This window comes from Halomonas sp. V046 (assembly GCF_052645355.1).
The window spans coordinates 14,206-30,872 of sequence record NZ_JBQXYF010000007.1 but is presented as its reverse complement, the minus strand read 5'-3'; the positions used below and the strand labels follow the sequence as shown (position 1 = coordinate 30,872).

General features: G+C 64.3%; 14 protein-coding genes. 7 read left to right on the top strand and 7 right to left on the bottom strand.

The window, feature by feature from the left end:
• Nucleotides 1-277: 277 nt before the first annotated feature.
• From sstT to ACUN9Y_RS10740, 5 genes are all read left to right on the top strand, one after another.
• Nucleotides 278-1,495 (top strand): serine/threonine transporter SstT, encoded by a 1,218-nt coding sequence (gene sstT / locus ACUN9Y_RS10760; RefSeq protein ID WP_445460713.1) that lies wholly within the window; start codon nt 278-280, stop codon nt 1,493-1,495.
• 841 nt (nt 1,496-2,336) lie between these two features.
• The gene (locus ACUN9Y_RS10755) at nt 2,337-3,989 is read left to right on the top strand and encodes a sodium:solute symporter family protein (protein ID WP_445460947.1); all 1,653 of its coding nucleotides are present in this window, start codon (nt 2,337-2,339) and stop codon (nt 3,987-3,989) included.
• Nucleotides 3,990-4,038: 49 nt separating this feature from the next.
• Nucleotides 4,039-4,167, top strand: coding sequence for a putative transporter small subunit (locus ACUN9Y_RS10750; protein WP_445460712.1), 129 nt, complete (start codon nt 4,039-4,041; stop codon nt 4,165-4,167).
• Between the two features lie 280 nt (nt 4,168-4,447).
• Complete coding sequence (locus ACUN9Y_RS10745) at nt 4,448-4,951, top strand: hypothetical protein (protein ID WP_445460711.1); 504 nt, start codon at nt 4,448-4,450, stop codon at nt 4,949-4,951.
• Nucleotides 4,951-5,799: a tetratricopeptide repeat protein gene (locus ACUN9Y_RS10740; protein WP_445460710.1), complete on the top strand. Its 849-nt coding sequence runs from the start codon at nt 4,951-4,953 to the stop codon at nt 5,797-5,799. Before ACUN9Y_RS10745 ends, ACUN9Y_RS10740 begins: the two co-directional genes overlap by 1 nt.
• A gap of 142 nt (nt 5,800-5,941) precedes the next feature.
• Here ACUN9Y_RS10740 and htpG read toward each other — a convergent pair whose 3' ends face one another.
• The 3 genes from htpG to ACUN9Y_RS10725 form a co-directional block, all read right to left on the bottom strand.
• A complete protein-coding gene (gene htpG, locus ACUN9Y_RS10735; RefSeq protein ID WP_445460709.1) occupies nt 5,942-7,846 on the bottom strand; it encodes a molecular chaperone HtpG in 1,905 nt (634 codons plus the stop codon).
• Between the two features lie 128 nt (nt 7,847-7,974).
• Complete coding sequence (locus ACUN9Y_RS10730) at nt 7,975-9,072, bottom strand: PaaI family thioesterase (protein ID WP_445460708.1); 1,098 nt, start codon at nt 9,070-9,072, stop codon at nt 7,975-7,977.
• Nucleotides 9,073-9,382: 310 nt separating this feature from the next.
• Nucleotides 9,383-9,739 carry a YkvA family protein gene (locus ACUN9Y_RS10725; RefSeq protein WP_445460707.1) on the bottom strand — a complete coding sequence of 119 codons (357 nt, stop codon included), beginning with the start codon at nt 9,737-9,739 and terminating at the stop codon, nt 9,383-9,385.
• A gap of 340 nt (nt 9,740-10,079) precedes the next feature.
• Between ACUN9Y_RS10725 and ACUN9Y_RS10720 the strand changes: the two genes are divergently transcribed.
• The gene (locus ACUN9Y_RS10720) at nt 10,080-12,029 is read left to right on the top strand and encodes a transglycosylase SLT domain-containing protein (RefSeq protein ID WP_445460706.1); all 1,950 of its coding nucleotides are present in this window, start codon (nt 10,080-10,082) and stop codon (nt 12,027-12,029) included.
• A gap of 200 nt (nt 12,030-12,229) precedes the next feature.
• On the opposite strand, the gene ACUN9Y_RS10715 is transcribed toward ACUN9Y_RS10720, so the two are convergent.
• Both ACUN9Y_RS10715 and ACUN9Y_RS10710 read right to left on the bottom strand, forming a co-directional pair.
• Nucleotides 12,230-12,886, bottom strand: coding sequence for a LysE family translocator (locus ACUN9Y_RS10715; protein ID WP_445460705.1), 657 nt, complete (start codon nt 12,884-12,886; stop codon nt 12,230-12,232).
• The gene (locus tag ACUN9Y_RS10710; protein WP_445460704.1) at nt 12,886-13,308 is read right to left on the bottom strand and encodes an NINE protein; all 423 of its coding nucleotides are present in this window, start codon (nt 13,306-13,308) and stop codon (nt 12,886-12,888) included. Before ACUN9Y_RS10710 ends, ACUN9Y_RS10715 begins: the two co-directional genes overlap by 1 nt.
• Nucleotides 13,309-13,881: 573 nt before the next feature.
• Between ACUN9Y_RS10710 and ACUN9Y_RS10705 the strand changes: the two genes are divergently transcribed.
• On the top strand, nt 13,882-14,088 hold the full coding sequence (locus ACUN9Y_RS10705) for a cold-shock protein (protein ID WP_445460703.1): 207 nt from the start codon (nt 13,882-13,884) through the stop codon (nt 14,086-14,088).
• 422 nt (nt 14,089-14,510) lie between these two features.
• Here the strand turns inward: ACUN9Y_RS10705 and ACUN9Y_RS10700 are convergent, their stop codons facing one another.
• Together ACUN9Y_RS10700 and yegS are read right to left on the bottom strand one after the other, a co-directional pair.
• Nucleotides 14,511-15,311 carry a hypothetical protein gene (locus ACUN9Y_RS10700; protein WP_445460702.1) on the bottom strand — a complete coding sequence of 267 codons (801 nt, stop codon included), beginning with the start codon at nt 15,309-15,311 and terminating at the stop codon, nt 14,511-14,513.
• A 313-nt stretch (nt 15,312-15,624) separates the two neighbouring features.
• Nucleotides 15,625-16,554, bottom strand: a complete 930-nt coding sequence (gene yegS / locus ACUN9Y_RS10695) for a lipid kinase YegS (protein ID WP_445460701.1) — start codon at nt 16,552-16,554, stop codon at nt 15,625-15,627.
• Nucleotides 16,555-16,667: the final 113 nt, after the last annotated feature.

Here is a 16,667-nt window from a genome sequence, read left to right as displayed (position 1 = left end):
ATGCGTCGTCCAGCCACGCGACCATGGCAACAGCGAGGCGCCCCCTACCGACATGCCGCCCAGGCCTGTCAGTAGAATCGACTGCGTTACCGAAAGGATCAGGAGGTTAATTCTAGCCAAACCTTGATGCACCTTCTGTTTCGACGACAATTACTCGACCTAAGTCGAAGCTCCTCGCCGTCTCGGCGATGATAGAATGCCGCGCTTCGCGGCTCCCGCCGTTCCAGAGCCGCCCCGCCAGAGGGCGGCCCCAAGCACACCGCATCGAGAGAGAATCATGTCCGCCACTCTGAGTGCTCCCGTGAGGGCACTGAATCGTCTGGGGCTGATCGCCCAGATCGCCATCGGCATCGCCTGTGGCATCATCGTTGCCACCCTGTCGCCGACCGTCGCCGATTCGGTGTCGCTGCTGGGTCAGGTGTTCATCTCGGCGCTGAAGGCCGTCGCCCCGGTGCTGGTGTTCGTCCTGGTCATGGCCGCCATCGCCGGACACCAACGCGGTCAGCCGACCCACATTCGCGGCGTGCTGACGCTCTATGTGATCGGCACCCTGATCGCGGCCCTGGTCGCGGTAGCCGCAAGCTTCGCCTTCCCCACGACGTTGGTGCTGGATGCCCCTCAGGCCAGCGGCAACCCGCCCGGCGGCGTCATCGAGATTCTGCGCAACCTGCTGCTGAGCGCCGTGTCCAACCCGGTCAGCGCGCTGATGGAGGCCAACTTCGTCGCCATCCTGGCCTGGGCCATCGGCCTCGGGCTCTTGCTGCGTGGCTCAAGCGATGCCACCCGCGGCATGCTGAACGACCTGTCCGATGCGGTCTCGGGGATCGTGCGGTTCGTGATCCGCTTCGCCCCGCTCGGCATCTTCGGCCTGGTCGCCGGTACCCTGGCCGAATCCGGCATGGATGCGCTGCTCGACTACGGCCGCCTGCTCGCCGTGATCGTCGGCTGCATGGTCTTCGTGGCGCTGGTCACCAACCCGCTGATCGTCTTTCTGACCACCCGCCAGAACCCCTATCCGCTGGTCTTCACCTGCCTGCGTGGCAGCGCCATCACCGCCTTCTTCACCCGCTCCAGTGCGGCCAACATCCCGATCAACCTGGAGCTGTGCAAGCGCTTGAACCTGCACGCCGATACGTACTCGGTGTCGATTCCGCTGGGTGCCACCATCAACATGTCCGGGGCGGCGATCACCATCTCGGTGATCACCCTGGCCGCCGCCAATACCCTCGGCATCAGCGTCGACTTCGCCACCGCCCTGCTCTTGTGCGTCGTCTCGGCGCTAGCGGCCTGCGGCGTCTCCGGCGTGGCCGGTGGCTCGCTATTGCTGATTCCCATGGCGGCCAGCCTGTTCGGCATTTCCGCCGATGTCGCCATGCAGGTCGTCGCCATCGGCTTCGTCATCAGCGTGGTCCAGGACTCCACCGAAACGGCGCTCAACTCCTCCACGGATGTGCTGTTCACCGCGGCGGCCTGCCGGCGTCAGAACGACGCCTGAAGGCCCCTCGGAACACAGCCCCCGGGACACCGCCCCTCGGGACACAGCCCCATGGCACCGACACCTGTCGGCGTCATGGGGCTGGCCCGGCCTGCCCCATCCGCCCCTGAGTGGCGGTGCCTTGTGCGCGCGTGAACGGACCGGGAAAGCCCTCCTGACAGACGCCTCTCGCGTCAGACCGAACCCGCTCGCCCCTGCTCGCCCCTGCTCGCCCCTGCTCGCCCCTGCTCGCCAGGATCGTTGCGGTCCCGCAGCCGCCACCAACGGTATGGCCTTGGTGCATCTGGCATGGGGCAGGGTGACATCCCCCCGATAAAATAGTGACAAAAACGCGAATATTAGACATATATAGCGCAAATCAGTAAGGTACTTTCGCCGCTTGGCCAACCCGGTCCAGCGGCCCAGCACACGACTATCCCCATCTACGCAGACGGGATCACCGACGCCTTCGCGACAGAGGGAATCCATGTCCACCCCTGGCTTTACTCAAGGGCACTGCATGCCGCGCCGCCCGCCACCGCACACGTAGCTTGCTTACCGCCGTACCGATACAGCGCCTTTCGCCGCGCTGGTAGGGCGCCCGTCGGCGCGCCTGAACGGCGGCCGCTACCCCGTCCCTGAACGATTTCAGGATGCTGCTCTCGTTGTCGCCTCGCTGACGACGAGTTCCTTCGCGATCGACTTCCGATCCACAGACGATGCCTCTGCGAGTCTCCGCTCGTCTCTGCGTTTTGCACCACGCAGAACGGCCGGATGAAGAGTGCGCGTCCCCATCCACCGAGGAATATCCTTGAACAGCGTATCCCTTCATCAATTCTCGACCACCACCGTACTGCTCTTGATGCTGGCCTTCTATGGCGGCACCTATCTCTTGACACTCGGCATTCGCAAACAGAAAGAAGACGCCGACGCCTACATGGTCTCGAACCACCGGGTGGGCTTCGGCATCGGCGCCGCCAGCATGACCGCGACCTGGATCTGGGCCGCCTCCTTCTATGCCGCCGCCACTTCCGGCTATACCTACGGCGTCTCGGGCCCTCTCCACTACGGCCTGTGGGGCGCTCTGATGATCCTGTTCATCTACCCGTTTGGGCGTCGATTTCGCAAGCTCGCTCCCAATGCCCATACTCTGGGTGAGCTGATCCACGCCCGCCATGGCAGCTCCAGCCAGCTGATCCTGGCGTTCTCCAACGTGTTGGGCAGCGTGATCAGCCTGATGGTCAACTTCACGGCCGCCGGCGCCCTCGTCTCGGTACTGTCGCCGCTGTCATTTCAGTTGGGCGTCATCATCGCCGGGGTCGGCGTGCTGCTGTATACCCTGTGGTCGGGATTTCGCGCCTCAGTGATGACCGACTTCGCCCAACTGGTCGCGCTGATGGCGATCGCCGTCGTCATCATTCCTGCGGTGTTCTTCTCGATGGGGGGACCAAGCGAGCTGGTGGCCGGACTCGACACTCTCACCCCACAGCAGGCCGACATCTTCTCCACCGATGCCATTCTCCACCAGGGCGCGCCCTTCTTCGTCGCCGTCCTCGCTTACGCCATCGGCAACCAGACCATTTCTCAACGCCTGTTTGCGGTCAATGAGAAGCACATCAAGCCGACGTTTCTGACCGCCACACTGGGCTACGGCGCCATCGTCATCGGCCTCGGCATGATCGGCCTGATGGCACTGACACTCGGCATCGAACCGATGAACGGCGATATGAACAACCTGATTCCACAGATGGTGTCGGGATACCTGCCGCCGGTGTTCATCGCGCTGTTCTTCATCCTGGTCATCGGCTCGCTGTCATCCACCGCCGACTCCGACCTGTCTGCGCTTTCGGCGATCATGATGGCCGACGTCTACGCCAAGAACATCGCCAAGGGCCAGCCAGATCCGCAGCGCATGCTGCTGGTGGGTCGCCTGACCATGATCGTGGCCACCGCCGCCGGCATCGTCTTCGCCAGCTTCTCCCTCGACATCCTGGTCATGCTGGTGTTCGTCGGGGCGCTGTGGGGCGCCATTGTCTTTCCCGTGATCGCCAGTTGCTTCTGGAACCGCGTGACCAACGCCGCCTTCACCACCTCGGTGCTTGTCGCCATGGTGACCTTCTGCGTGGCACGCTTCGAGCTACTGCCGATATCCGGCATCACCGCGCTGGGGTTCGAGTTCCTGGCCAGCATCGGCGGCGGCATCATCATCGCGCTGATGGTATTTGGCTTTCTCGGGCGCCTGGCCGGTGCCGTCGCCGGCCTGCTGGCGCTGATCGCCATGCTGGTGTTCGCCACGGGGGAGCTGCGTGACTATACGGTGCTGCTCGCCTCACTGACGGCCTATGGCACCAGCACCCTGGTGTGCACCGTGATGAGCCTGACCAGCAAACAGCGCTTCGACTTCGATCGCATCGGCGAGCGAGTCGGCAACTATGATGGCGCGCGCGAACCGCAGCACACACCCGACGCGGCCCACGGCCATCCAGGCAACACCAGCTTGGCCGGCCAACGCTGATAGCGGGGTGGCCAGCGCCGCCCCGCCCCCGTTCACAAGGAGACATTCCATGACCCTACTCTTTGGCTTCTATGTGCTGGTTTGGCCCGCCTTGACCCTCGGCGTCCTGGTGGTGATCGTGCGTGCCGTGCTGAAAGATCGCGCCGACGCTCGCCGCACCAACCGCGAACTGGTGTAACGCCCGCGGCAATGCGTGCCGCCACCCGCAAGGCGAGCGCTGATCAAGCACACGAGTCACTGCCGGCGCCCAAGGGCGCCGGCAGTGTCCGTTCATCGACGCCACCTCGACGATCCGGCCAACGAGCATCGCCACCTAGGCGCCGGCGATGAAAATTCCACAGCATAATGCGCGCTTTCGACTCATACTTTGCCTAATCCCTGTTCCGTCGAGACACCTGGCGCCCCACGCGGCGAGCGCCAACGATGCCCCAGCGGGACGCTCGCCCGGGAGTCCCGGCATGTATGACATCTTCCCCAAGCTCCTCGAGTACGGCCTGCCCGGTTTTTCCATCGTGCTGCTGATTCTCGGCTACAACTTGCTCAACAAGACCCACACTCTGCTGCTCGACGAGCGCGCATCGTCCGCCAACGGCGGGACCGAACTGCGCGTACGCTATCTCCAGGAGATCTCCAAGAACGCCCGCATCTTCATGGGCGTCAGCCTTCTGTTCTTCGTCGGCGGCCTGGCCATCGCGGTGATATCGCCGGCCAATACCATCAATCTATCGATCGCCCCGGCCGAAGGCGTGCTGCCGACCGTGCGCCTGCAGGAACGCGATGTACCACTCGATCATCGTGGCACCACCGTGCTCGACATCGAGAACGACAATGTCCTGCGGATCATGAACAATTCCCTCTACTCGCGGCTGATCGATGCCGAGCACGAACGAGACCTGCTCAAGGGCCAACTGGCCGACGTGATCCTCTCGGTGGAAAGCGACTCCAGCGAGGTGGGATTCTGATGATCCTGCACCGGGTCTTCTCGACCGTCATGTCACGACCGCGACTGATCCCTCTGCTGTGCGTCACCTGGCTCATCGCCACCCCCTGCCAGGCCCAGCAGGCGGTGGTCACCGAGGCACGCACCCTGATCCAGCAGGGAGATGCCAATGCCGCCCTGTCGGTGTTGTCCGAGGCCGCAAGCCAAGGCGATGCCGGCCAGCGCGCCGAGGTGCTCAATGCCAAGGGCTGGGTGCTCTACCAGGAGGGCCGCTACGACGACGCTCGAGTCATCTTCGACCAGGCCCTGGAACAGGCCAGCCGCTCCGCCGAGCCCGACGGGCTGTCGGTGAAGATCCTCAATAACACCGGCATCAACGACTTCGCCTCGGGTGAGCTCGACAGCGCCAGGCAGGCCTTCGAATCGGCACGGGACCAGAACAGCAGCGTCGCCCCGCGCTACCTGGAAATCATCGAGCGCCAGCAGCGCTCGCGAAACGCCCTGACCCACGTGGGCAAGGGCATCGAACGCCGCCTGGGGCGCGACTTCCACGCCGCCATCGCCGAGTATGACCGCGCCCTCGAGGTCGATCCGTCCAACAACGATGCCCTGTCCTACCGCGGCTACGCGTACTACCGACTCGGCGACTACGCTGCGGCAAGGCGCGATATCGAGGCAACGCTTGCCGGCTCCCCCAGGCGCCTGGACGCCCTGATCAACCTGCTCAAGGTGGACTGCGCCTCACGCCCCGAGGAGCTCGAGGGAGATCTCGCGGACTACCGCGATGTCATCAACGCCAATCGCGAGGCACTGCTGGCCGACGCCGAACTCGCCCGGGTGTGCCCCGACATCGTGGCCCGCTGGCGCTGAGGGCCAGAGCGGCGCGGCCAGCGAAAGGCGCCGCCCACACGCAACGACGCCACCCGAAGGTGGCGTCGTTGTGTGTGGGCGGTACCTGGCTCCCCGGATCGGGCGACCGGACCGCGAAGCCTCGCTATCGACCAACCGGCTATCAGGCGCTAAGCAGCGCATTCAGGCGCTTGACGTAGGCCGCCGGGTCGTCCAGGTGGCCACCTTCGGCGAGGATCGCCTGATCGAGCAGGATCCGCGCCAGATCGCCGAAGCCATCGCCACTGGCGCCTTCCAGGCGGCCAACCAGCGCGTGCTCGGGGTTAAGCTCGAGGATCGGCTTGACCTCCGGCACCTTCTGGCCGGCCGCCTCCATGATGCGGCGCATCTGGAACCCCATCTCGTGCTCCGGCAGCACCACGCAGGCCGGAGAGTCGGTCAGACGGTGGGTGACCTTGACCTCCTGCACTTCCTCACCGAGCGCTTCCTTGACGCGCTTGACCAGGTCTTGCTTGGCCTTGGCGGTCTCTTCCTGGGCCTTCTTCTCTTCCTCGTTCTCGACGTCGCCAAGATCCAGATCGCCCTTGGCCACATCGGCGAGCTTCTTGCCATCGAACTCGGTCAGGTGGCTCATCAGCCACTCGTCGATGCGATCGGACAGCAGCAGCACTTCGATGCCCTTCTTGCGGAAGATCTCCAGGTGCGGGCTGTTCTTGGTGGCGTTGAAGCCATCGGCGACGATGTAGTAGATCTTTTCCTGACCTTCCTTCATCCGCGACACGTAATCGGCCAGCGACTGATCCTGCGTGGCGCTGTCGGTATGCGTCGAGGAGAAGCGCAGCAGTTCGCTGATCTTGTCACGGTTGGCGAAGTCTTCCGCCGGACCTTCCTTCAACACCGAGCCGAAGGTATTCCAGAAGCCCTGATACGCGTCCTTGTCCTTGGCCAGCTTCTTGAGCATGTCGAGACCGCGCTTCGTCAGCGCCGACTTGATCTTGTCGACCTGGGGATCCTGCTGCAGCAGCTCGCGCGAGACGTTGAGCGACAGGTCTCGCGTATCCACCACGCCCTTGATGAAGCGCAGGTACAGCGGCAGGAACTGCTCGGCGTCGTCCATGATGAAGACGCGCTGCACGTAGAGCTTCACACCGCGGGCGCCATCGCGCTCGTAGAGATCGAAAGGCGCACGGCCCGGCACGTACAGAAGGCTCGTGTACTCGAGCTTGCCCTCGACCTTGTTGTGGCTCCAGGTCAACGGATCGCTGAAGTCGTGGGCGACGTGCTTGTAGAAGGCCTTGTACTCGTCATCGCTGACCTCGGCCTTGGGGCGTACCCACAGCGCCGTCGCTTCATTGACGGTTTCCCAGGTGGTGACTTCGCTGCCCTCGACATCATTGCCGTCGTCGTCCTTGGCCGTTTCGGTGCGCGGCATCTTGACCGGCACTTCGATGTGGTCGGAATACTTGCGCACCAGGCTCTGCAGACGATAGTCGTCGGCGAACTCCTTGGCGTCGTCCTTCAGGTGCAGGATGATTTCGGTGCCGTGCTTTTCCCGCTCCAGGTCGGCGACCACGAACTCGCCCTCGCCCTTGGAGCGCCACTCGACGCCGGCATCGGCCGCATCGCCGGCCTTGCGGGTACGCACCGTGATCTCGTCGGCAACGATGAAGCCCGAATAGAAACCCACGCCGAACTGACCGATCAGGTTGGCGTCCTTCTGCTGCTCACCGGAGAGCTGCTTCAAGAATTCGGCGGTGCCGCTCCTGGCGATGGTGCCGAGGTTGGAAATCACGTCGTCGCGATTCATGCCGATGCCGTTGTCCCGCAGCGTCACGGTGCCGGCATCATGATCGTGCTCGATCTCGATGCGCAGCTCGCTATCACCCTCGTACAGGGCGTCGTTGTCGAGCGCGGCGTAGCGCAGCTTGTCGCAGGCGTCGGCGGCGTTGGAAATCAGCTCACGCAGGAAGATCTCGCGGTTGGAGTACAGCGAGTGAATCATCAGATTGAGGAGCTGTTTGACCTCGGTCTGAAAGCCAAGTGTCTCTTCGTGAGTAGCGGTGGTCATGGATCGGAACCCCTTGCGACGTGTCGGTTCAGTAGGGGCGGCTCGCGCCGCCTTTCTGGGCTGTTCGTCGATATGGGGTCCGCTCGGCGCATTTCAAGCGTGACATGCCGACTGCCGTGCTCGACAGGCTAGGCGCCGGCGGCGATCTCGGTGTCCGGCTCGTCCTGAGCGGCGTCGGCCAGCACGAAGTTGAGTCTCGCCGTGGTCACCGCCAGGCTCTCGTCCTCCTGCCACGTAGACACCTGGAGATTGGCGATGCGCCGCCCTTCTCGCACCAGGCGGCAACGCGCATAGGTCGGCGCTACTGCGGCACTGCGCAGGTAGTCGATGGAGACATTGACCAGGCACGGCAGACGCGGGGTCCTCAACGCCAACAGCACCTCCAGGTGCGCGGCGGTTTCCATGAACGCGGCAAGCACGCCCCCGTGAAGCGCCGGCAGCAAGAAATTGCCGACATTGCCGTCGCGCGGCTCGAGCACGAAACGGCGCCCTTCGACGTCGCTTTCAAGGCTTATGCCAAGGCGCCTGGCATAGGGAATCTGGTCGAGCCACTCGCCAATATCACCGCTCACCCGGCCGGCGGTGAGACGCTCGAGACTCACGGCTCGTCGTGGCGATCCCGACGCACGGTGGCTGCCCTGGCCTTGGCCCAGAACGCCACCGTCGCCCTCCGGGCGCCCGGTCTGGCACGCGTCGTGGCCGCCGAATGGGGCCATCACATCGTCGTCATGTCGGGTGTCGATGCCCTCGAACATCGCCTCGGCGAACCCCGGTGGCGTATTGCGGCTGCCCAGACGCAGGAAGCTGCCGACGCCCCGGGCGACGATACGCCCATCGCTTTGCCAGGCGAGCGCCTCGGTAAAGACCACCGATGCCGTCACAGCGACCGCCCAGGCCCGCACGGTGATGGCCTCTCCGCTGCGCGCCGGGCGATAGTGATCGATATGAAGATCCAGTGTCGGGCACACTTCTGGCGCCGGCAGTGCCGGCAGCACCGCGGACCCGCAGGCGGTATCGATCAAGACGCTGAGCGCCCCCGAATGCACGAGTTCCCGGCAACTGTCGCCGGCTAAATCCTCGTGCCAGGGCATCTCCAGGGTCACTCCATCGACGCCGACGCGAGCGACCTGGACGCCGAGATCGCGGGTATGAGGAATGACCGAGACGAAACGTTGCAAGGCCTGACGCCAGGCGCCGAAGGAAATACGGTGTCGTGGGATGGACATGGCGGCCTCTGAGACGAGAAAAACTCAAACGTTCGATTTAATCTAGCGTTGGTTGCCGCCGCCGACAAGAAATGGCCGTTTGACAGGGTCGACGCACATCGTCACTGCACAGCGCCACCGGTCTTTGCGGCGTGCGATGCGTGTTTACCCGCGTGAACGCGCTGTGCTGGCGAGACGAATCACCGACGAGACACGCCGGCGCTGACCTCGAAGATACCCCAGCGGTCGGCCCGACCAGCGCCGTGGTGAGTCCCACCGGGACGCCGACCGTCTGTTCGACCGCGTGTTCATCCCCCAGCAGCGCCCAGCCTTAGAGATCGCCCCCGAGGTCATCCTCCGCGCCGACATCCGCGCCGGTGGCACGACGCCACGCCCGGTAATCGGCCAGGCTCCTGTCGACGCGGGTCAGCAGCCAGGCGACGATGACCACGTCGTCGAGAATACCGAACAGCAACAGCACGTCCGGTATCAGGTCCAGCGGCGAGATCAGATAGGCGAGTGCCGCCGCCATCCAGCCGAAGGCCGGCCACGGCACCGGCCGGTAACGACGACTGACGACGTCGTTGAGCATGGGCACGAACAATTTTAACGCCCGCAGAATGTGCTTCAACGCTCGCGAACGCTGAGAGATCCGTCCCACCACGGGAATACGATCCCAAAGAGCCATAGCAGCCTCCTGTTGTCAGCGACAACTCCGATGATCGCCAACGATTGCCGATAGCGCCTTCCTCGATTTATGGGGGCGCCGGCGACCGTCGTCAAGCGGAAAAACCGCATTATTTGTGTGCCGTTTCATTCATATCGTAGCCAGATCGCAACAGATACGCCCCACCGCCGATGACCGCCTAACACCCGGTAGAGCCGGGACCGAACCGACAATGGACGCCCCTTCATCAGGGGGACTATCCAAGTGGCAGCGCCTGAGCGACCATGGACGCCAATCACCGGCGTGTCAGATGCCATCGACCGCCATTATCGCTTTCGCCCTTGCTTTCAGGAGTGCTTCGATGCCGCTAGCGTTCTTTCGTCGCTGCGCGCCGGTACTGACCGCCACCGCGCTATGCCTGCCCCTCACTGCCCCTGCTCAAGGCGATGACTACGCCGTCGGCCGGGCCCTCGAAGCGGCCCGCAATGGCCAGTACTCACAGATCAATGAAGCCGCGATTCGCGGCCACGAGCTGGCAGGGTACGTCGAGTATTACCGTTTACGCGACCGGCTGCCGGCGGCAAGCGCCCAGGAGGTGCTGACGTACATCGCCAGCAACGCCGATGCCCCGATGGGGGACTGGATGCGTGAGCAGGCCATCCTGCGCTATGGCAAGGCGGGGCGCTACTCGGACGTGCTGGCGGTGGCCGATGGCGAACCCGAGACCACCGCCCAGCAGTGCTACTACTACACCGCCTTGCTGGGGCAAAGCCCGGCCTTGGCAGCGGCCGGTGGGCGTGCCCTGTGGACCGTTGGAACATCCCAGCCCGACGCCTGCGACAGCCTGTTCTCGTCCCTTCGCTCCCGGGGCGAGATCGCCGACCTGCAGATATGGGAACGCATGATGCTGGCCTGGGAAGAAGGCCAGAGCGGCCTGGTCTCCTACCTCGGGCGCCAACTCGGCCCGTCCTGGTCGAGTGCCGTGGCGGCCCAGCGGAGCGTAGACAGCAACCCGTCGATGATCACCCGAATCGGCAACTGCGTCGGCCCTGACTGCGCCGGCAACGACGCCTTCTTCGAAGCGGCCCTGTCGTCGGCCGCCCGCGATTCCAGCGCTGCGGCACTGGCGGCATGGCAGCAGGTCTCGGGGACTCGCGCGTTCTCGGTGCAAGCCAGCCAGGAAATCGAGCACGACATCCTTTACCACGCCCTGCGTCGAGACCAGCGCCAGATGCTCGGCTGGATCGACTCGGCCTTGGCTCGCCAGACCGATGGAGAGGTCTTCGAACTGCGTGCCCGCCTCGCCATCCGCGACCGTGATTGGGGCGCCGTGGAGCGCACGGTCGGCATCATGCCGGCGGAGACCCAAGCCAAGGCCCGCTGGCAATATTGGCTAGGCCGTGCCCTGGCCCTGCGCGGTGACCAGGCAGCGGCCAACGCCGCCTTCACCCGCGCCGCCGGCCAGCGCGACTTCTTCGCCTTCGTGGCGGCCGACCGCATCGGCCAGCCTTACAACCTCAACATGGAGGACAACCGGTTCAGCCAGGCCGAGCGCGCCCAGGTTGCGAGCTGGCCGACGGTACGCCGCACCGAAGCCCTGCTGCGCATCGGCCAGGAGGGGTTGGCCAATCTCGAGTGGTACCACGCAGTGGCCAAGGCCTCGCCACGCGATGCCCGCCTGATGGCCGACTACGCCGCCAACCGCGACTGGCCCGCGCGCCTGGTCCAGACCACGATCGTCGGCAAGATGCTCGATGCCCTGCCCTACCGCTTCCCCGAAGCCTATCGCGAGGACTTCCAGCGCTGGGGCAAGGCCAACGGCGTCGACCCCTATCTGCTGATGGGCATCGCCAGGCGCGAGAGCGCCTATAACCCCGAGGCGCTGTCCCCGGCCGGGGCTCGCGGCTTGATGCAGTTGATGCCCGGCACCGCAGCCCTCGTCGGTCGAAAAATCGGCATCGGCGATCCCGGTCCCTACGGCGTGCTGGATCCCCAGACCAATATTCGTCTCGGCAGCGCCTACATCAGTGACATGATCGATCGTTATCGCGGGAATCGCATCGCCGCCGCCGCGGCCTATAACGCCGGCCCCGGACGCGTCGACAACTGGCTCGCCAGTGCGCCAATGGAGTTCGATCTGTTCATGGAGCACATCGCGTTCAAGGAAACGCGTCGCTATGTGCGCGCCGTCCTCGAGTACCGGGTGGTGTTTGAAAGCCTGGCCAACGGCGGCTCGACCCAGGGCGTCAGCGTCTTGACGCCGAATGAGCGTAACAGTCGCTACGACGCCTCCCTGCTGGCCCGGCGCTAACTCCGGCCAGCGCCAGGCCGCCTGCCTGGTGCCGATCGACCGACCAACGCAAAGGGCCACGACATGCCGTCGTGGCCCTTTTCCTTTACGCTTGCCTGGCCGTCGTTCTTGCCGCACCAAGGCCTTATGAAAAGACCGCGTGAACCGGCTCCGTGCATAGACCTCGTGAATAGACCTTGCGAATAGGCCCCGCCTCGGCCTCAGGCCGGTTGTCGGGTCAGCGCCAGCTTGATCCCCAGCGCCACCAGCACCCCTCCGGTCACCCCGTTCAGCCAGCGCGAGAACGCCGGACGAGCGAGCCAGGAGCTGGCCCCACCAACCATCACCGCGACCAGAATCTGCCACAGGTTGGCGATCACGAAATGCACCCCAGCAAGCCACAGGGACTTGACCAGCGCCGGATCCCCCGGGGCGATGAACTGCGGCAGGAAGGCCATGTAGAAGACCACGGTCTTGGGATTCAGCACATTGGACAAGAGCCCCTCGCGCAGCGGGCGCCATACGGAGACCCGCTGCTGCGCGACGCGGCTGACGCTATCCATCGGCAAGCCCTTGCCGGCGCGCGCCTGGCGCAGGCTCTGGATGCCGAGCCACACCAGATACCCGGCGCCGACCACCTTGAGCGCCGCGAAGGCCCAAGCCGACTGCAGCAGGATCAGCGACACGCCAAGGGCCGACACGGCGGCGTGGACGAAGAGCCCGGCGCAGATGGCCAGACTCGTCAGCACGCCATCACGCAGGCCGCCCCTGGCGGTATTGCGAATGACCAGCAGGGTATCGACGCCTGGCGTAACGCTCAGCAGCGTGATGGCGACCAGGAACGGCACGAACTGGGCATCGACCAGCGACGCCATCATCACACCGTCCCGAGTTGCTCGGAGTGCTTCAGCGAAATCTGGTCGTTCAGGGTCCAGAAGTCATACAAGATGCCGATCAAGAACAGACCTCCGGTACATAGGTAGATGATGCCGGTGATCCATTTGCCCTGGTAAAAGCGGTGGATCCCGAACACCCCGAGGAAGGTCAGCAGCACCCAGGCCAGGGTGTAATTGGTGGGGCCGGCACGAAAACGCAGATCCGCCTCTCGATCCATGGCCGGAATCAAGAACAGATCGATGATCCAGCCGACGAAGAACAGGCCGAAGGTGAAAAACCAGATGGTCCCGGTCACCGGCTTGCCGTAATAGAAGCGGTGTGCCCCGAGAAAACCAAACAGCCAGAGCAGATAACCGACGACCTTGCTATGGGTATCCTCAGACTGCAACACAGGCGTATTCATGACAGTTCCTTTTCCTTATTAATCCGTAGGAGGACAGCGCGGGCCGGCGGCTGGACGCTCTCCCCCTTTCGATCTACAGTAATTTGGCGAGACGAGATAGCAAGTCTTGCCGCCGCCATCGTTCGACGCAAGCCCGTCGTGCCGGCTCGAGATACACGCTAGACATGCACGCCAGGAATGCCATGCACCATGCGCAAGGCACCGTGTCGAGCGGCCAGGCACCAAGGGCGAAGGCAGGACGATGGCAGCCGCAGGGCAAGTTTACCCGTCCGCCAGCGCTGGCACAGCAACAAGCAGAAACGTGGTCTGAGATGTGGTCTGAAATGCCGCCTGAATGTCGCCTGATATATCGTCAGTAGGGCAATGAGAGATCGGGGCGCCCTTGGCTCGGCAAACCGGTCGACCCTTACTGTCGGCAATCACCAGACGCGCAACCACCAGACGCGCAACCACCAGACGATAGACGACCTTCTTGCTTGTCCTGTCCACGTAACACGGGGCTACCCCTTCGCGGCGAAAATGCGCCCCGCAAGGGACCCGGCACCAACATCTAGCGAGTTAAGGAAATCGACAATGGCAACTGGCACTGTCAAGTGGTTCAACGATACCAAAGGCTACGGCTTCATCTCTCCCGACGACGGCGGTGATGACCTGTTCGCCCATTTCTCCGAGATTCAGGCTGAAGGCTTCAAGTCCCTGCAGGACGGCCAGAAGGTCTCCTTTGAGGTAACCCAGGGCAAGAAAGGCCTTCAGGCCTCCAACATCAAGCTCGCCGACTGAGCGATACGATCCAGACTGCCGTCAGACCACGGCCGGGGCGCTCTGTCAGACCTCGACGCCAGACCTCGACGACAGTCCAGGCATCGCATGACGCACCAAGGCCCACCATCTGGTGGGCCTTTTTCGTGGCTCTTGATGAGCCCTTTTCGTGGTGCTCGCTGATGCTGGGTGCCGGCGGTTCGCCCTCGTCGCCTTGATGCCGTCCTGCCACCGTGCCGTCGAGGCATCACCGCAGGCTGACACAGCGCCGCAGGCTGACACAGCGCCGCGAGTGCTACCCCCGCCAGACCGGGCCATCCGACACACCGCCAAGCACGAATTCTCGCCGATGTCCGCCGGCTGCCTTGCCCCTCCCCCAGCCAGCGCACCCTGCAGGCGCGGTCACGGCTGGTCAGGGGCGGGTCACGGCTGGTCAGGGGCGGTCACGGCTGGTCAGGGGCGGTCGGAGGCTCTTCGCTGTCGACACTCGCATCCACCTCGGCCTCGGCGCTTGAAGGCACGGCCTCCGGCACCTGGCTCTCGGCCTCCTTGAACTGCCGATCGATCTCCTTCTGGGCTTCCTCGAAGCGACGCTCGGTTTCCTTGAGGATGGCATCGACTTCTTCGCTGGCAGCGCCCAATGATTCGGACTCGTCGCTGGCCTCGGGGCCAGGGGCCGAATCGAGAGGCTCGTTCGCCACGCCGTCGACGGCCGGGCTGGTCTCTTCGACCTGTTCGAACTGCTCGTCGATCTTGCGGCTAGCCTCCTCGAAGCGCCGCTCGGTCTCTTCGATGATGGCATCCACGTCGGAGTCGCTGCTTTCGGTGGGTAACGCCTCGCTCTCGCTCAAGGTGCCATCGGCGCTGGCATCGAGATCGCCTTCGGCACCGGCCGCCGAGTCATCCATCCCGGCGATCTCATCGTCGGCCAGCGCACTCTTATCGCCCTGGTCATCCACCGATGACGCGTCCTGCTCACCACCCGTGGCAGCGTCGGACGCCGACTGCTCGACGCCGCCATCATCCTGCGCAGCGCTATCGTTCTGAATACTATCGCCCCCAGCGCTCGCGTCACCAGCGTCGTCCGCATTCGCCGGGGAAGTGTCCGTCGCCGGGTCCGCTGGCGTACTGGCACCAGGAGCCCCATCCGTCGTTGCACTGTCGGTCTCATCGCTATCGCAGCCAGCCAGCGTCAGCGCCAGTATGGCCGCCAGCAACGCGGCTTTGCGGGAAGTCAGTGCCATCATCCGTTCTCCAGTCAATAGGCGCATATTGCACCAAAGCCACCCCCCGGGTGCAACCGCCCGCGTCCCGAGGACGCCGAGCCAGTCTCCACTGACCCTCGCCAACTCTCTAGCTTTCTAGCTCTTCTAACTCGCCAAGATGCGCGCCTCAAGGAGGCAACGATGCTGCCGTGCACGTCGGGACACGCAATATCCTTGGCCCAATAGACAGCCCCGAGAGAGCCGGCGTTCACTCTCGCCGAGACTTTCTGCGCCAGTTAGCGAGCGTGCAACTTGCCCCTGCCTCCTCATCCCCCCGGCCTCAGTGGCTGCGCTAGGCGTTGCGGGGGGCGGCCAGCGAGCACGACTCGGCCATGACCAACCTCACCGCCAAGGGGACGATCTCGGCCTCGAAGGCGCGCTGATAGCAGGATTCACCGTCGAGGGTCAGCGGCAACATGGCATCGCCATCGGCCTCGAACGTGAGCCAGGACGTGCGAAAGGCATCGACATGACGCCCATGGTAGGGGCGTGCCTTGAGCTCGGACATCATCGCCTTGAGCTGGTGCAGCGAGGCAAAATCTCGCACCATCAGCACGTCCAGCAGGCCGTCGTCGAGGCGCGCCGCCGGGGTCAGTTGCTGACCACCGCCGGCCTGCACGCCGTTGCCGAGAGCGAGCAGAAAGATCGCCGCCCGGCTTTCGCCACCCTCCCAGGCGACGTGACCACGATAGAGCTGATAGCGCCATGCCTTCATGGCGCCGATCACCGAATAGGCTCCGCCTCCCATCAAGCGCTTGAGACGCTTGGGCGTCGAGGTGGTAATCTCGGCACCGAAGCCCCCCGTGGCCATGTTGATGAAGTGACGGTCATTCATGCGTGGCACATCGACCCAGCGGCTCGGCAGACGGCAGGCGGCGTCAAGCGACGCCGCCTGCCCGGGTGGCAAGCCGAGCGAGCGGGCCAGGTCGTTGGCACTGCCAAGCGGCATGATGGCGACCTCGGGGCGTTGCTCCCGGGGTAGCAGCATCACGCCGTTGATCACTTCATGCACGGTCCCGTCGCCACCACCGGCGATGACTCGCTTGACCCCGTCGCGACCGGCCTGGGTCGCCTGGCGTTCGGCGTCGCCCTGCTCCCAGGTCACCCGGACATCCACGTTCAGGCCCCCGCGCCGACAGGCGAAGACGGCGCTGCGCACCTCCGGCATCTGTGCCGACTGGCCATTGAGAATCAGCCGATTGGTGCCTGGCGGCTGGGTCATGCAGAGGCTTCCTTTTTCATCCGAGGTTCATCTCACTCGCGCATCCTGCGCGTAGCCATCCCATTTCGGTGACGTCTTGCTTACACTTCCTCACAGACACCTTTCCTTGCGTA

Excerpts from the sequence above, each read along its gene's own strand:
- sstT (WP_445460713.1), top strand. The coding sequence starts at position 278 with ATGTCCGCCACTCTGAGTGCTCCCGTGAGGGCACTGAATCGTCTGGGG.
- yegS (WP_445460701.1), bottom strand. The coding sequence starts at position 16,554 with ATGACCCAGCCGCCAGGCACCAATCGGCTGATTCTCAATGGCCAGTCG.
- ACUN9Y_RS10740 (WP_445460710.1), top strand. The coding sequence starts at position 4,951 with ATGATCCTGCACCGGGTCTTCTCGACCGTCATGTCACGACCGCGACTG.
- ACUN9Y_RS10745 (WP_445460711.1), top strand. The coding sequence starts at position 4,448 with ATGTATGACATCTTCCCCAAGCTCCTCGAGTACGGCCTGCCCGGTTTT.
- ACUN9Y_RS10705 (WP_445460703.1), top strand. The coding sequence starts at position 13,882 with ATGGCAACTGGCACTGTCAAGTGGTTCAACGATACCAAAGGCTACGGC.
- htpG (WP_445460709.1), bottom strand. The coding sequence starts at position 7,846 with ATGACCACCGCTACTCACGAAGAGACACTTGGCTTTCAGACCGAGGTC.
- ACUN9Y_RS10750 (WP_445460712.1), top strand. The coding sequence starts at position 4,039 with ATGACCCTACTCTTTGGCTTCTATGTGCTGGTTTGGCCCGCCTTGACC.
- ACUN9Y_RS10755 (WP_445460947.1), top strand. The coding sequence starts at position 2,337 with ATGCTGGCCTTCTATGGCGGCACCTATCTCTTGACACTCGGCATTCGC.
- ACUN9Y_RS10725 (WP_445460707.1), bottom strand. The coding sequence starts at position 9,739 with ATGGCTCTTTGGGATCGTATTCCCGTGGTGGGACGGATCTCTCAGCGT.
- ACUN9Y_RS10710 (WP_445460704.1), bottom strand. The coding sequence starts at position 13,308 with ATGAATACGCCTGTGTTGCAGTCTGAGGATACCCATAGCAAGGTCGTC.
- ACUN9Y_RS10730 (WP_445460708.1), bottom strand. The coding sequence starts at position 9,072 with ATGTCCATCCCACGACACCGTATTTCCTTCGGCGCCTGGCGTCAGGCC.
- ACUN9Y_RS10715 (WP_445460705.1), bottom strand. The coding sequence starts at position 12,886 with ATGATGGCGTCGCTGGTCGATGCCCAGTTCGTGCCGTTCCTGGTCGCC.
- ACUN9Y_RS10720 (WP_445460706.1), top strand. The coding sequence starts at position 10,080 with ATGCCGCTAGCGTTCTTTCGTCGCTGCGCGCCGGTACTGACCGCCACC.
- ACUN9Y_RS10700 (WP_445460702.1), bottom strand. The coding sequence starts at position 15,311 with ATGGCACTGACTTCCCGCAAAGCCGCGTTGCTGGCGGCCATACTGGCG.